This is a genomic window from Cohnella sp., from assembly GCF_041641335.1.
In the GTDB taxonomy this organism is placed as follows: domain Bacteria; phylum Bacillota; class Bacilli; order Paenibacillales; family Paenibacillaceae; genus Cohnella.
In genome coordinates this window covers 1-15,147 of sequence record NZ_JBEPYQ010000139.1, presented here as the reverse complement: position 1 = coordinate 15,147, position 15,147 = coordinate 1, and the positions used below count along the sequence as shown (strand labels likewise).

Below are 15,147 nucleotides of genomic sequence, written 5' to 3'. Positions count from 1 at the left end.
CTTCCGATTCCGAAGTAGGCGATGACAGCTGGACGGACGAGGACAAAGCCGGCGATCCGTTCTCCGATCTGCTCGGGGACATCGTGATCTCCGTTCCGCGAGCCGAAGCGCAAGCCGCGGAGTACGGGCACAGCTTCGAGCGCGAACTTGGGTTTCTGTTCGTGCACGGATTCCTGCATCTGCTCGGCTACGACCATGGAGACGAGGAAGAGGAGAAAGAAATGTTCTCCAAGCAGGAAGAGGTATTGCGGGAGGCGGGCCTCGTCCGATGAGCGGCTGGCGTTCGCGCGAAGTCCGGGCTTTCCGCAGCGCGTGGGAAGGCCTGACCGGGGCATTGCGGCACGAACGCCATATGAGATTCCATGCCGCAGCGGCCGTCGCCGTCGTCTTGCTGGCGCTCTGGCTGGACGTCTCCCGCCAAGATTGGCTGTGGCTGCTGCTGGCGATTGGCGGCGTCTGTTCGGCCGAGTTGGTCAATACCGCCGTCGAACGGACGGTGGACCGGATCTCGACGGACGTTCATCCGCTGGCGAAGACGGCCAAGGATTCGGCCGCGGGGGCGGTGCTCGTGATGGCGATGTTCGCGGTCGCAGTAGGATTGATCGTGCTGGGACCCCCGCTCTGGCGGGCTTTATTTCAATAAAACGCGGACGGACGATCGGAGGATAAGAAAGATGGGGCTGCAACATTTGGGCGTAACGTTGGAACGGCTCGTGGAAGAAGCGGCTAAAGCGCGCTCGAACGCTTACGTTCCGTATTCGCGGTTCGCGGTCGGCGCCGTCGCGCTCGATGCGGACGGCAATCTGCACCATGGCTGCAACGTGGAGAACGCGGCCTACGGGCCGACGAACTGCGCGGAGAGGACGGCTTTGTTCCGCGCGATCGCCGACGGCCGCCGGGCGGGAGAGTTCCGGGCCGTCGCCGTCATCGGCGATACAGACCAGCCGATCTCCCCTTGCGGCGTCTGCCGGCAAGTGCTGGCCGAGCTGTGCGAGCCGGACATGCCGGTCGTGCTGGCGAACCTGCGGGGAGAGACGCGGGTGACGACGGTATCCGAGCTGCTGCCCGGGGCGTTCTCCCCGCGGGACTTGAACAACCGAGAAGCACCTGAAGGAGATTAAGAGATGCAGAAGAAAGGCTTCAAATCGGGTTTCGTCGCGATCGTCGGACGTCCTAACGTCGGCAAGTCGACGCTGATGAACCAGGCGATCGGCCAGAAAATCGCGATCATGTCGGACAAACCGCAGACGACGCGCAACAAAATCCACGGCGTCTATACGACGGACGACGTTCAGATCGTTTTCCTCGATACGCCGGGCATTCATAAGCCGAACTCCAAACTGGGCAACTATATGGTCAAAGCGGCGGAGGGCGCGCTGAACGAAGTCGAGGCGATTCTGTTCCTGACCGACGTGACCGAGCCGATCGGCGGCGGTGACCGCTACATTATGGAACAGCTCAAGAAGGTCAAAGATACGCCGGTGTTTCTCGTGCTGAACAAAATCGACAAGATTCATCCGGAAGAGATTTTGCCGGTCATCGCCAAGTTCCGCAAGCAGATGGATTTCGCGGAGATCGTGCCGGTATCGGCCCTGAACGGCAACAACGTCAACGCGCTGTTGGAGCAGCTCTCCAAGTATTTGAAGGAAGGCCCGATGTATTATCCGGCCGATCAGATTACGGATCACCCGGAGCAATTCGTCTGCGCCGAGCTCATTCGCGAGAAGCTGCTGCAGATGACGCGGGAAGAAGTGCCCCATTCGATCGCCGTCGAGATCGAGAGCATGAGCGTGGCGGACAACGGGCTCGTCAACATCGGAGCGGTCATCTACGTCGAGAGGGATTCCCAGAAGGGCATCATCATCGGCAAAAACGGCAGCCTGCTGAAAGAGGTCGGCAAGCTGGCCCGTATCGATATGGAACGGCTGCTCGGATCGAAAATTTTTCTCGAGCTGTGGGTCAAGGTGAACAAAGACTGGCGAAACCGCGAGTCGATCTTGAAGACGCTCGGTTACAGGGAAGATTAAGGGCGGAAGCGCCCTTTGCGCCGAGTGCATAAATGTGTCAGGCATATGGCCGGGTCTCCGGAGACATCCTAATCCTCGAAGGTGCAGTTCATTATTCGCCTGGAGAGGATGAGGCGCTGTGCGGGATTTCACGTGGCACGTGTTTACGCAAACCGGCGATATCGAAGCTTATTTGCTTTATAAAGAAATGCACAATCTCGGAGCTTCCGAGCCCGGCGCGGGCGCCGGGTTCGACGAAGGCGAGGTCGACGTCGCGGACGAGGAATGAGAGCCGATGCTATATCGGGCCGAAGGTATTGTCATTCGAAGCACCGATTACGGGGAAGGGAATAAAATCGTTACCCTGCTTACGCCGACGTTCGGCAAGCAGGGCATTGTCGTGCGCGGAGCGAAAAAGCTGAAGAGCCGCTACGGAGCGCTGGCGCAGCTGTTTACATACGGAGACTATTCGTATTACCGGAACGGAACGCTCGGCACGCTCAACAGCGGGGAGATCATCGAGTCGTTCCAGGAGCTGAGGCAGGGCTTGGAAGGGCCGGCCTACGCCGCTTACGCGGCGGAGCTGACCGATCGAGCGATCAACGACGACGAAGCGGCCGCTCACCTGTTCCACCAGCTCAAAGCGTGCCAGACGGCGCTGGCGGAAGGGAAGGACCCTCAGATCGTCGCGAGAGCTTACGAGATGAAGGTGTTCGCCGCGGCGGGTTACGCGCCGATGCTCGACGAATGCGTGAGCTGCGGCAGAACGGACGGGTCGTTCTACTTCAGCGCCGCCGGGGGCGGAGCCCTGTGCCGGTCGTGCAAGTCGAGAGATTCGGGCGCCATGGAGTTACAGGACGGGGTATGGAAGCTGCTCCGCGTATTCCTGGCCCTGGATATGCGCAGATTGGGAGCCATCACGGTCAAAGACAGCTCGAAGCGGCAGCTCCAGCTTGCGCTGCGCAGATGGATGGACACTCATTTGAACGTAAATTTGAAATCGCGGGGTTTTCTCGACCAGTTGGAGAAGTACGGCGAGCTGCTCGGCCAGGCTCCTGCGGCGAAGAGGCTTGAAGGGGCCGCACCTGTGTCTGCGCCGGACGTAGATTCCGGAGCCGAGACGACTCCCGGAGAAGGCGCAGGTTGACCGCAGTTTGACAGGTCGCTTCGCGGTAGTTTAGAATGTTGTCATAGTTTATTTTCTCTGCGAAGGAGAGAGTAGCCGAACACTGCGGACACCTGCAGCGAGCCGGGGACGGTGCAAGCCCGGAGACGCGGATCGGCGAAAGGCACTCTGGAGAGATCGGATTGCAAGAGGAGGGTTATCCGCGCGGCGCGCTTGACGGGCATCGTCCCCAGCGCCGGCTGGAAACCAAGTAGGGTGGAACCGCGGGAATGTTAGCTCCCGTCCCTATGTCTGCCGTGGCGGACGTGGGACCGGAGTTTTTTTGCGCGTTTCGCGCAGGCACCCGTCGTCCGGCTCGTTCTTGAACAGATTGGCCAAAAGGAGCGAACAAGGATGAATTTTCAGCAAATGACGTTAACGCTGCAGCAATTCTGGGGCGAACAAAACTGCATCGTCGTGCAGCCTTACGACACGGAGAAGGGCGCGGGAACGATGAACCCGATGACTTTCCTGCGTTCGATCGGACCCGAGCCGTGGAACGTCGCTTACGTCGAGCCGTCCAGAAGGCCCGCCGACGGCCGTTACGGCGAGAACCCGAACCGGCTGTATCAGCACCATCAGTTCCAGGTGATTATGAAGCCGTCTCCGGACAACATCCAGGAGCTGTATCTGGAAAGCTTGAAGCGGCTCGGCATCGATCCGCTGCACCACGACATCCGGTTCGTCGAAGACAACTGGGAAGCGCCGACGCTCGGCGCGTGGGGGCTCGGTTGGGAAGTGTGGCTGGACGGAATGGAAGTGACCCAGTTTACGTACTTCCAGCAGGTAGGCGGCATCGATTGCCATCCGGTTGCCGTCGAGATCACGTACGGAATGGAGCGGCTGGCTTCGTACATCCAAAACAAGGAGAACGTATTCGACCTGGAATGGGTCGACGGCGTGACGTACGGCGACGTATTCAAGCAGCCCGAGTACGAACATTCGAAGTATACGTTCGAGGTGTCCGACGCCGCGATGCTGTTCCAGCTGTTCTCGACCTACGAGGCCGAAGCGAAGCGCGCGATGGAAGAGAATCTCGTGTTCCCGGCCTACGATTACGTGCTGAAATGCTCGCACGCTTTTAACCTGCTGGACGCCCGCGGGGCGATCAGCGTCACGGAACGGACCGGCTACATTACGAGAGTCCGGAATTTGGCCCGCCAAGTCGCGGCCACGTATTTGCAGGAACGGGAACGTCTCGAATTCCCGCTGTTGAAGAAAGGAGCGGCGAACCATGGCTAAGGACCTGCTGCTGGAGATCGGAATGGAAGAAGTGCCCGCCCGCTTCGTGCGCGCGGCGATGGAGCAATTGCAGGAGAAGGCGGTCAAATGGCTGGAAGACAGCCGTCTTGCCTACGGCGAAGTCAAAGCTTACGCGACGCCTCGCCGCTTGGCCGTGCTCGTCTCCGGACTGGCGGACAAGCAAGAGGACGTATCCGAGGACGTGAAGGGTCCTTCCCGCAAAATCGCCTACGACGAGAGCGGCGCTTGGAGCAAGCCCGCGCTCGGTTTCGCGAGAAGCCAGGGCGTAGAGCCGGACTCTCTGTTCCTGCGCGAGATCGGCGGAGCAGAGTACGTGTTCGCGACCAAGAGCAGCCTCGGCGTGCAGACGGCTTCGTTGCTTCCCGAAGCGCTCCCGGCGCTCGTCACCTCGCTTACGTTCCCTAAAAATATGAGATGGGGCGGCCACGAGCTGCGCTACGTCCGTCCGATCCGCTGGCTCGTTGCGCTGCACGGAGACCAGGTCGTGCCGTTCGAAATCGCCGGCGTCGCCTCCGGCAACGAGACGCACGGACACCGTTTCCTCGGACATAAAGCCGTTATCGCGGAGCCGTCCTCCTATGTTGAGATTCTGCGCGCGGAGCACGTCCTCGTGGACGTCGAGGAGCGCCGTCAGGTGATCCTGACGGGAATCGAGAGCCTGGCGGCGGAAAGAGGCTGGACGATCGGAATCAAGGAAGACCTGCTCGAAGAGGTGCTGTTCCTCGTCGAGACGCCTTCCGCCCTGTCCGGCTCTTTCGATCCTTCCTTCCTCGACATTCCGCAGGAAGTGCTCATTACGTCGATGCGGGAGCATCAGCGCTACTTCCCCGTATTCGACGGCGAGGGACGCTTGCTTCCGCATTTCGTAACGGTGCGCAACGGCGACCGGACTTCGATCGACGTCGTGGCCAAGGGCAACGAGAAGGTGCTCAGGGCGCGGCTGTCCGACGCCAAGTTTTTCTACGAAGAAGACAAGAAGCTGGTCATCGCGGACGCGCTGGCCAAGCTGGAAAATATCGTGTACCACGAAGAGCTCGGCACGGTCGCGGACAAGGTTCGCCGCGTGCGCGTCGTCGCCGACAAGATCGCCGCGCACCTGCGGCTCGATCCATCCGTCGCTGCGGACATCTCCCGGATCGCCGACATCTGCAAATTCGACCTCGTCTCCCAGATGGTATACGAGTTTCCGGAGCTGCAAGGGATCATGGGCGAAGATTACGCGCGTCTTGCGGGAGAACGGGAGACCGTCGCCCGCGCGATCAACGAGCACTATTCGCCGCGCAATGCGGGCGACAAGCCGGCCGCTTCGCTCGTCGGGGCGATCGTCGGCATCGCCGACAAGCTGGATACGATCGCCGGCTGCTTCTCCATCGGGATCATCCCGACCGGCTCTCAAGATCCGTACGCGCTGCGCCGCCAAGCGGCAGGCATCGTGAACACGCTGCTGGCGCACGAGCTCGAGATTACGCTGGACGAATTGTTCCGGATCGCGCTCGACGTTCACGCCCAGAGAGGGCTGAAGCGCGAAGCTTACGACGTGGCCAAGGACATGCGGGAGTTTTTCGTGCTCCGCGTGAAGAACGTTCTGTCCGAGCAAGCGATCCGCTACGACGTCGTCGACGCGGTGCTGGGAGCGGGAGCGGGCGACGTGCGCCGCACCGTGCTGCGCGCGAGCGCCCTGCAGGCGGCGACCGCCGACGAAGCGAAGGAGATCTTCCGCCCTGCGGTCGAGGCGTTCAACCGTGTCTGCAATCTGGCGGCCAAAGCCGACTCCAAGCAAGTGGACGCCAACCTGTTCGCGGACGACGCGGAGAGCAAGCTGTACGAAGCCTGGCAGCAGGCGCACGGGCAATTCGTGAAAGCGACGACCGAAACCGATTTGGGCGGAGCGCTGTCCGCGTTGTCCTCGCTGAGAGGACCGGTAACGGCCTTCTTCGAAGCGGTCATGGTCATGGCCGAAGACGAGGCGCTGCGCCGCAACCGGCTGGCGATTCTGGCGCTCGTCGCCGACGACGTGAAGCAGTTCGCCGATTTCTCCAAGCTGGCGGGATAAAATTAAAAGTTGAAAGGAGCTGGTCCACGTGCCTCAGAGGAACGTCACCGTCCATGTCGTATCTGATTCGGCGGGGGACACGGGCGAGCTTGCGGTGCGGGCGGCCGCGGCCCAGTTCCATCCGCTGTCCGTCAACATTCGCCGGGCGGCTTTCATCCAGTCGCGCGAGAGCATCGATTCCGTGCTCGCGGCCGCCCAGGCGGATAAAAGCATCGTGCTGTACACGCTAGTCATTCCTTTTCTCAGAGATCATATGGTCGAACAGGCCGGCCGGATGAAAGTGACGGCGATCGACCTGCTAGGACCGCTCATCGATCATCTGGAACGGGCGCTTGGCCACGAGTCCAGGCACGAGCCGGGTCTGAACCACGTGCTCGACGCAGACTACTTCCGCAAGGTGGAAGCGGTGGAGTTCGCGGTTCGTTACGACGACGCTCGCGACGTCTCCGGCATTCTCAAGGCGGACGTCGTCCTCGTAGGCGTGTCCCGGACTTCCAAGACGCCGCTGTCGATGGTGCTCGCGCACAAAATGTTCAAGGTGGCGAACGTTCCGCTTATTCCGGAGCTCGTTCCGCCGAAGGAGCTGTATCTGGCCTCCCCGAAGAAAGTGATCGGGCTGACGATCAATCCGGATTCCCTGAACGCGATCCGCAAGGAGCGGCTGAAGGCGATCGGCCTGCCGGACTCCGCTCCGTACGCGACTTCCGAGCGGATTATGAAGGAGCTGGATCATGCCCGCCAAGTGATGGACAAGATCGGCTGCATCGTCATCGACGTCTCGAACAAAGCGGTCGAAGAAACGGCGAGCCTCATTCTCGAACATTTTCAACGGTAACGCCGGACGCCATAGTCTGAATACCGGGCTTTCGAAGCTAAGAGAACCGCGAGGTTCTCTTTTGCCGATTTAGTCGAATAATGAGAAATCGTGTCGAACTTGCCACTTTTCGACTTCGAGTTTCGTATTACTGTTCAATGCTGCCGTTTTCCCGCGCTTTCGGGGGAGTTTCTTCATGGAAGTTTTGGGAAGCATAAAAAATGATGGGGCTTTGCAGGATTTTGATTCCCGTTAGCGTATATAATATTACGGCAAACTTTGGCTGAAACGCGTGGTGATGTCGATGATTGTCCCGACCCGTCGGGTCGTGGTGGACGGAGACGCTTGTCCCGTCAAAACCGAGATCGCCGCAACCGTCAGGCAATGCGGCGCGACCGCTCTGCTCGTGTCCAGTCATGCCCACGTCTTGAATCCCGAACCTTCCGTCGAAGTCGTGACGGTCGACGCCGGGAATCAATCCGCGGACCTGTATATCGCCAACGTGCTGAAGCGCGGCGATATTCTCGTCACCGGCGATTACGGCTTGGCCGCCTTGGGGCTGGCCAGAGGTTCCTCCGTATTGACGCCCAGAGGCAAGCTCATCCGGGAGTCCGACATCGAAGGTCTGCTGGAACAGCGCCATTTCTCGGCGAAGCTGCGCCGGGGAGGCGTGCGCACGAAAGGGCCGAGCTCGTTCACGGCCGAAGATCGCGATCGGTTTCAACAAAAACTGACAGCGCTGCTGAGGGGGATGCAGGAAATTCCCGACACATAGCGAATTGTATTATGTGCTAGAAATCAGGTGGTTTCATGAGTTACGGGATGATCCCTCAAGAGGTTATCGACGAAGTGCTGCGTCGTCATGAAATCTCGGAGACGGTGGGCAAATATGTTCATCTGACCAAAAACGGCAAGTATCTGAAGGGGCTCTGCCCCTTTCATTCCGAGAAGACGCCTTCCTTCACGGTAACGCCGGAAAAACAAATTTTCCATTGTTACGGCTGCGGAAAAGGCGGCAACGTGATCAAGTTCGTCATGGAGATGGAGGGAGAGTCGTTCCCCGAGGCGGTCAAGATGCTGGCCGAGGAGGCCGGCATTCCCGTCACCTGGACAAGCTATTCCGCCGAAGAAGCCTCTCCCGCGCAGAAGGAGAAGCGGCTTCTCCAGGAAGCCCACGACTACAGCGCGAAGCTGTACCACTATCTTCTGCAGAACTTGGAGGTGGCGAAGCCCGCCAAAGCCTACCTGCAGTCGCGCGGACTGGGAGATACGCTGATCGAGCAATTCGGGATCGGCTACGCTCCCCCGAGATGGGACACGTTGACTCAGGCGCTGGAGCGCAAAGGATTTCCGGCGAGCGAGATGGAAGCGGGAGGCTTGTTGTCCAAGCGTCAGGAGTCGGACGGCTACGTTGACCGGTTCCGGGATCGGATCATGTTCCCGATCCACGACGCAAGAGGGCAGACGATCGCCTTCGGGGGACGGCTGCTGTCCGACGGGCAACCGAAGTATTTGAACACGCCCGAGACGCCGTTGTTCAGCAAGAGCCGCACGCTGTACCGCCTTCACGAAGCGAGGTCGTCGATCCGCAAATCCGGTCAAGTCGTGCTGTTCGAAGGGTACATGGACGTGATCAAGGCCTGGTCCGCCGGCGTTCGCAACGGCGTCGCCACGATGGGTACCGCCTTGACCGCCGAACATGCGGCCGTGCTGCGAAGATTCGCGGAGGAAGCGGTGCTCTGCTACGACGGCGACGACGCCGGACAAGCCGCGGCCCACAAGAGCATTCCGCTGCTGGAAGAAGCCGGGTTCCGGGTGCGGGTGTCCCTGCTTCCGAACCGGATGGATCCCGACGAATACGTCACGTCCTACGGGCCGGAAGCGTTCGTCAGGGAAATCATCGAAGGTGCGGTTTCAGCGGTCAAATTTCAGCTTATATATTTGAGGAAATCCCATATACTCCTAGAAGAAGATGGAAGGATTAGGTACTTGCGCGACGCCGTCCGGGTTGTGGCCAGACGCGATTCCCCGATGGAGCGGGAGCTGTTGCTCAAGGAACTTGCCCAGGAGTTCGGAGTCGCCCTCGATACGCTGAAACAGGAAAGTCTCGAGATCAGGCAGCGGGAGAAATTGGAAAGCGCAAGGGATATTCCTGCTGGATCGTGGAATAATGTATGGAATGGAAATAACTTCGCATCCAAGACTCCGCCGCTGGGGGCCGCGCATGTGAACGCGGAACGCCAACTGCTCTCCTGGATGATGCAGGACAAAGAAGCGGCTCTCCTCGTCGAGCAAAAGCTGGGGGATCGTTTTCACGTGGAGGATCACGCGGCCTTGGCTGCTTATTTATATGCTTTTTACGCCCAGAACAATGATCCTGACGTTGGCCGTTTCGTCGCGATGCTGCAAGACGATCGCCTGGAACGAATGGCCAGCGTAATCGCAATGATAGACGTCCCGTACGGCGAACGGGAGCTGGAAGACTGCATTCGAACGATCGGTCGCGCCTCGCTAGAGAGGGAGTACGAGCGTCTGACCGAGGAATTGAAGCGCGCATCGCGGGAAGGCGACCAAGCGCGGGTACTACAATTGGGTATAGAGATTATCGCCCTGGAAAAGCAGCGCAAGATGTCATGACGCGCGGTTTCCCGGGGAGGAGGGAGTCGGTAATGGCAAACGATCAACACACCGGACTGGAAACGGAATCGACACTGGAACAGGTCAAAGCTCAGCTTATCGAACAAGGCAAGAAAAAATCTTCCTTGACCTATAAAGACATCATGGAAAAGCTTTCTCCGTTCGATCAGGACCCCGAGCAAATCGACGAGTTTTTCGAGCAACTGGCCGATATCGGCATCGAGGTATCCAACGACCACGACGATATGGGGCGTCACGGAGGCGACGAGGACGAGCGCGACGAATTTAATTTCGACGACGATCTCAGCCTGCCGCCGGGCATCAAGATCAACGACCCCGTTCGGATGTATCTGAAGGAAATCGGTCGCGTGCCGCTGCTCGGAGCGGACGACGAAGTCGAGCTCGCGAAGAAGATCGAGATCGGCGGGCCGGACGGAGAAGAAGCGAAGAAAAGGCTGGCCGAAGCCAACCTTCGTCTCGTCGTCAGCATCGCCAAGCGTTACGTCGGGCGGGGAATGCTGTTCCTGGATCTGATTCAGGAGGGCAACATGGGTCTGCTGAAAGCCGTCGAGAAATTCGACTACGACAAAGGCTTTAAGTTCAGCACCTATGCGACCTGGTGGATTCGTCAGGCGATTACCCGGGCGATCGCGGACCAGGCGAGAACGATTCGGATTCCGGTCCATATGGTGGAAACGATCAACAAGCTGATCCGGGTATCCCGTCAATTGCTTCAGGAATTGGGGCGCGAGCCTACGCCGGAGGAAATCGCCGAGCAGATGGAGCTCAGCGTCGATAAAGTGCGGGAGATCATGAAGATCGCGCAGGAGCCGGTTTCCCTGGAAACGCCGATCGGCGAAGAGGACGACTCTCATCTGGGCGATTTTATCGAGGATCAAGAGGCGCTTGCTCCGGCCGACGCCGCCGCGTACGAGCTGCTCAAGGAGCAGTTGGAAGACGTGCTGGATACGCTGACCGAGAGAGAAGAGAACGTGCTGCGCCTGCGGTTCGGACTGGACGACGGACGCACGCGTACGTTGGAAGAGGTCGGCAAGGTGTTCGGTGTTACGCGCGAACGGATTCGTCAGATCGAGGCCAAGGCGCTGCGCAAACTGCGTCATCCTAGCCGCAGCAAGAGATTGAAGGATTTTCTGGAATAAAGGCAATTCGTTGCAGATCAGAGACCTTGGCCGTTATGGTTGAAGGTCTTTTTGTTCAAACGGTACGAGGAGGCTCGTCGGCATGGCCGCTAATGATGAAGAGAAACGCAACCTCATCGTGAAGGAAATCGAATCTTGGCGCCGAAGCAAGCTGTTGCCGGAGCAGTATTGCGACTTTCTGCAAAATTTGTATTTGGAAGATTTGGAAGATCGTCCGCGCGGCGTAACCGGAGCGGTCGTGAAGAAAATCGGTCAGGCGTCCGGGAAGCAGTGGTTTCTTGCTTCTGGGATTTTTGCCTTGATTTGTTTTGTTGTACTTCATTTTAGCGTGTTTCCCCTGCTATTGCAAATAGCGATTGCGCTTCTCGTTACGGGGGGATTCGTCTACGCCGGAATGAGGCAGCGGGCCAACAGACCGGCACGGGGCTACGCTCTGATCGGTGGGGGAATGGCGTTCCTGTTCGGAGCCGGGCTTGCGATCGTAGGGCTGCAATGGGGATGGGAAGGCTCCGGCGTCCTGTGGCTGCTCGGGCTGCTGGCCGTCGTCTGGATCGGCGGAGGATTATGGCTGAGGCTGGCGCTTCCGCAATGGCTCGGCTGGTTGGCGGCCATAGCCCTGTACGCTTTGCTGCTGGCCGAGTACGCCCCGGCCTCGTCGGTGTTCGAGGTGCAAATCTTCTGGCTTCCCGCTGCGCTGCTGTTCTGTTGGCTGAGCTGGTTTCTGCACATACGGCTTGCTTCGGCCGGAACGGCCATGTTCGCCGCGGCGCTCGTTCTCTGGTTTATGCCGGAAGTCTATTCGGCTCTGTACGAAGTTCGTCCCGAGTGGATTCAGATGGAAATTTTGATTAAAATTTTGATCGCGGGCATCGGCATGTTCCGCCTGCGAAAACAATGGATGGAATGGGTTGCATAACAGATGACGGATAAGAAAGAGTCGGGGACGGAAGTGAAGCTGTCCCTGTCCCGCCGGTTGTCGGCGTTGGCGGAGCTTGTTCCCCAAGGGGCGCGGTTCGCCGATATCGGGACCGACCATGCGCTGCTTCCGGTTTACTTGGCGTTTGAGGGCAAGATCGTCTTCGCCGTAGCCGGCGACATTAACGAGGGGCCGGTTAACGCGGCCAAAAGGCAAGTGGCGGAGGCCGGCCTGCAGGAGAAGATTTCCGTTCGCCAGGGCGACGGAATGGCCGTCCTGCGGCCGGGAGAAGTGGATACGGTGGCGATAGCGGGCATGGGCGGAAGTCTGATGGCCCGCATTTTGGAGCAGGCTGGAGAGAGCTTGGACGGAGTGAAGACGCTCATCCTCTCGCCGCACGTCGCGGAAGACGCGGTAAGGCGCTGGCTGTCGGAGCGCGGGTATGCGATCGACGACGAGCTGCTGCTGGAGGAAGACGGAGTTATCTATACGCTGATCAGAGCGAGACATGTGCCTTCCGTGGAAGAGGCGCGGGAGATCGACGCCCGCCTGTACGACGAGCGCGTGCTGGCGCCGTCGCGTGAACGGGTTTCGCGCGCTTTGCTGTACGAGATGGGGCCGCTTCTGCTGAGGAGCCCGAGCGAAGACTTTTTCCGGAAATGGGAGCAGGAGATCGCCAAACGGGAGCGGGTGATCCTGCAGCTTAACCATGCCGTTGCTCCGGAAGCGGCCGAGAAGGCGCGCGAATGGGAAGAAGACGTCAAGGAAATCAGGGAGGTGCTCGCATGTTTGCGCGGGGAGAAACGATCGTCCAATTGATGGAGCAGCTTGCCCCCAAGCACTATGCCGTTCCCGACGACAAGATCGGCTTGCAGGTCGGCACGGCGGCCAAGGAAGTGAAGCGCGTGCTCGTGACGCTGGACGTGACGCCGGAAGTCGTGCGGGAGGCGGCAGGACTCGGCGCGGAGCTGATCATCGCGCATCACGCGGTCATCTATCGTCCGCTTGCGCATCTTCGCACGGATACGCCTGCGGGCGCTTTGGCCGCGGAATTGCTGCGCAGCGATATCGCGGTCTATATTTCTCATACGAATCTCGATACGGCGGAGGGCGGCATCAACGACCTGATGGCCGATGCGCTGGAGCTTAACGGGCGCGACGTGCTGGAAGAGGTGCACACGGACCAGCTCTACAAGCTGGTCGTGTTCGTGCCGGAATCGCATCACGAGCAAGTTCGGAGTGCGATTTTCGCGGCGGGGGGCGGCTGGATCGGCAATTACAGCCACTGCAGCTTTAATATCGAAGGAACCGGCACGTTCGTGGCTCGGGAAGGAACGGATCCGTTTATCGGCAAAAAAGGGCAGTTGACGGAAGCGAAGGAAATCCGGCTGGAGACGGTCGTGCCGATGAGCGTGAGGAAAAAAGTCGTGTCCGCGATGCTGAAAGCCCATCCGTACGAGGAGGTCGCCTACGATCTATACCGCGTCGATCTGAAAGGCCGGTCTTTCGGTCTCGGAAGAGTGGGCAAGCTGGCAGTATCGGAGACGCTGGATCAATTCGCCGAACGCGTGAAACGGGCGCTGGACGTGCCGTTCGTCCGCGTCGTCGGCGACGTGGCCAAGCCGATCCGCAAAGTGGCCGTTCTGGGAGGCTCGGGCGCGAGGTATATTCGTCATGCGATCTTCGCCGGTGCCGACGTCCTCGTGACGGGCGACATCGACTTCCACTCCGCGCAGGACGCGCTGGCGGCAGGCATCGCCATCGTTGATCCGGGCCACCATGCCGAGAAGATCATGAAGCCCAGCGTCGCGAAATGGCTGTCCGATCGCCTGAAGGAGAAGGGCTGGGCGACGGAAGTGATTGCGTCGCAGGTGGACACGGAGCCTTTCCGGCTCAGATAGGCATTCTCCATGATCAGAATAAGCTGGCCAACGGTCAGATCCCTGTTCTATATCAATATGACCAAACCAAGCAGCCTATTGAAAAGGAGAATATACAATGAATAATGCCAATTCAAGAGTCGTTCAACGATCAAATCCAGACACGATCGCGCAGCCGGTCGGTCAATATAGCCATGTGACGAAGATTAGCCGGAATGCTGAATGGTATGTCTTCTCCGGGCAAATCGGAACCGACCAGACAGGGGACATCCCCACCGATTTCAACCAACAAGCTGCCAATACCCTAGATAATATTGTGAAGGTGCTGGCTTCTCAGCAATTAACTCCTGATCATGTCGTCAAGGTGAATATATGGGCCGTGGAACCGATTGATTGGGATTACTTCTACCAGGTGTGGGGGGCGACCTTCGGCGCTACGCCGCCATCGATGACGGTTGCATATGTGCAAGCGCTCGGACTGCCAGAACTGAAAATCGAGCTCGATGTGTGGGCTGCCGGCTAGTGTTAGCATGATACTGAATTAATCAGTAAGTGGGCTGAGAATAAGAAGGGGTTGTCTCCTGAAATGAGACAGCCCCTTGTCTATTAAATGCGCAAATAGTCAAATGAGATTTTGCCGCACAATCATGAAGCCCATGCTCCAAAGCACGCTGGAGAAGCTGCTGGAACTGACCGGACTGAAGACGGGCTGAATCTTTCTAACGGATGATGAGCCGATCTATCATCATGTTGCGGATCACAACCTGCCTCCCGTGCTTGCACGGAATGACAAAGAGTCTATGCGGGGCGATAGCTGCTTCTGCCTCCAGCTCTATTGGAGAGACTCGCTTAATCAAGCGGTCAACATCATTGCATGCGAGCGTCTCCATAATTCGGTCACGCAGTCGCTTTGCGATACGAATAATCTCTCCCATCACGCCACGGTACCTCTGACCATGTGCGGGGAGCGATTCGGCTTGCTCAATGTGGGATCGCCTGGCAAAGAACATTTCAGTGATAAGTGCTTGCCCTGCTTGAAGGGGTGGCCTTCCAGATCTGTGTTGAACATTGGCACCTATTTCGACTGGCCGACAGCAACCCTTGCCGTTCATCAAGGCAATCGGCTATCCATTCATTTCCGTTGCCAAGGCGGCGGAATGGCGGTATACTATAGGTTACACACCGGAAAGTTTGACAGACAATCGCTGGCGGCTTCGCGCCGCGAGAGGAAAGTCCGGGCTCCACAGGGCAGG

At 58.9% G+C, this 15,147-nt stretch carries 16 protein-coding genes; all 16 read left to right on the top strand.

Going from position 1 to position 15,147, the window contains the following annotated elements:
- Window positions 1–272 (top strand): rRNA maturation RNase YbeY (ybeY, locus tag ACESLM_RS28850; protein WP_372637734.1); only part of this gene is annotated, 272 nt, incomplete at its 5' end.
- Window positions 269–643, top strand: coding sequence for a diacylglycerol kinase family protein (locus tag ACESLM_RS28845; RefSeq protein WP_372637732.1), 375 nt, complete (start codon window positions 269–271; stop codon window positions 641–643). The genes ybeY and ACESLM_RS28845, both read left to right, overlap by 4 nt.
- Before the next feature lie 31 nt (window positions 644–674).
- On the top strand, window positions 675–1,121 hold the full coding sequence (locus ACESLM_RS28840) for a cytidine deaminase (RefSeq protein WP_372637729.1): 447 nt from the start codon (window positions 675–677) through the stop codon (window positions 1,119–1,121).
- A gap of 3 nt (window positions 1,122–1,124) precedes the next feature.
- Window positions 1,125–2,027: a GTPase Era gene (gene era, locus ACESLM_RS28835; RefSeq protein WP_372637727.1), complete on the top strand. Its 903-nt coding sequence runs from the start codon at window positions 1,125–1,127 to the stop codon at window positions 2,025–2,027.
- Window positions 2,028–2,145: 118 nt separating this feature from the next.
- A complete protein-coding gene (locus ACESLM_RS28830; RefSeq protein ID WP_094041660.1) occupies window positions 2,146–2,295 on the top strand; it encodes a YqzL family protein in 150 nt (49 codons plus the stop codon).
- A gap of 6 nt (window positions 2,296–2,301) precedes the next feature.
- Window positions 2,302–3,153 (top strand): DNA repair protein RecO, encoded by an 852-nt coding sequence (gene recO, locus ACESLM_RS28825; RefSeq protein ID WP_372637724.1) that lies wholly within the window; start codon window positions 2,302–2,304, stop codon window positions 3,151–3,153.
- A 372-nt stretch (window positions 3,154–3,525) separates the two neighbouring features.
- On the top strand, window positions 3,526–4,413 hold the full coding sequence (glyQ, locus tag ACESLM_RS28820) for a glycine--tRNA ligase subunit alpha (protein WP_094041658.1): 888 nt from the start codon (window positions 3,526–3,528) through the stop codon (window positions 4,411–4,413).
- Complete coding sequence (gene glyS / locus ACESLM_RS28815; protein WP_372637721.1) at window positions 4,406–6,487, top strand: glycine--tRNA ligase subunit beta; 2,082 nt, start codon at window positions 4,406–4,408, stop codon at window positions 6,485–6,487. Before glyQ ends, glyS begins: the two co-directional genes overlap by 8 nt.
- Before the next feature lie 19 nt (window positions 6,488–6,506).
- The gene (locus ACESLM_RS28810) at window positions 6,507–7,322 is read left to right on the top strand and encodes a pyruvate, water dikinase regulatory protein (RefSeq protein WP_372637737.1); all 816 of its coding nucleotides are present in this window, start codon (window positions 6,507–6,509) and stop codon (window positions 7,320–7,322) included.
- Window positions 7,323–7,599: 277 nt separating this feature from the next.
- A complete protein-coding gene (locus ACESLM_RS28805; protein WP_372637718.1) occupies window positions 7,600–8,076 on the top strand; it encodes a YaiI/YqxD family protein in 477 nt (158 codons plus the stop codon).
- 35 nt (window positions 8,077–8,111) lie between these two features.
- Window positions 8,112–9,938 (top strand): DNA primase, encoded by a 1,827-nt coding sequence (gene dnaG / locus ACESLM_RS28800; protein ID WP_372637715.1) that lies wholly within the window; start codon window positions 8,112–8,114, stop codon window positions 9,936–9,938.
- A gap of 32 nt (window positions 9,939–9,970) precedes the next feature.
- Window positions 9,971–11,098: an RNA polymerase sigma factor RpoD gene (gene rpoD / locus ACESLM_RS28795; RefSeq protein WP_094041653.1), complete on the top strand. Its 1,128-nt coding sequence runs from the start codon at window positions 9,971–9,973 to the stop codon at window positions 11,096–11,098.
- 82 nt (window positions 11,099–11,180) lie between these two features.
- Window positions 11,181–12,014, top strand: coding sequence for a hypothetical protein (locus ACESLM_RS28790; RefSeq protein WP_372637713.1), 834 nt, complete (start codon window positions 11,181–11,183; stop codon window positions 12,012–12,014).
- A 3-nt stretch (window positions 12,015–12,017) separates the two neighbouring features.
- Complete coding sequence (locus ACESLM_RS28785) at window positions 12,018–12,833, top strand: tRNA (adenine(22)-N(1))-methyltransferase (protein ID WP_372637710.1); 816 nt, start codon at window positions 12,018–12,020, stop codon at window positions 12,831–12,833.
- Window positions 12,800–13,915 carry a Nif3-like dinuclear metal center hexameric protein gene (locus ACESLM_RS28780; RefSeq protein ID WP_372637707.1) on the top strand — a complete coding sequence of 372 codons (1,116 nt, stop codon included), beginning with the start codon at window positions 12,800–12,802 and terminating at the stop codon, window positions 13,913–13,915. The genes ACESLM_RS28785 and ACESLM_RS28780 overlap by 34 nt, the downstream gene beginning before the upstream one ends.
- A gap of 97 nt (window positions 13,916–14,012) precedes the next feature.
- On the top strand, window positions 14,013–14,417 hold the full coding sequence (locus ACESLM_RS28775) for a RidA family protein (protein WP_372637703.1): 405 nt from the start codon (window positions 14,013–14,015) through the stop codon (window positions 14,415–14,417).
- Window positions 14,418–15,147 lie beyond the last annotated feature (730 nt).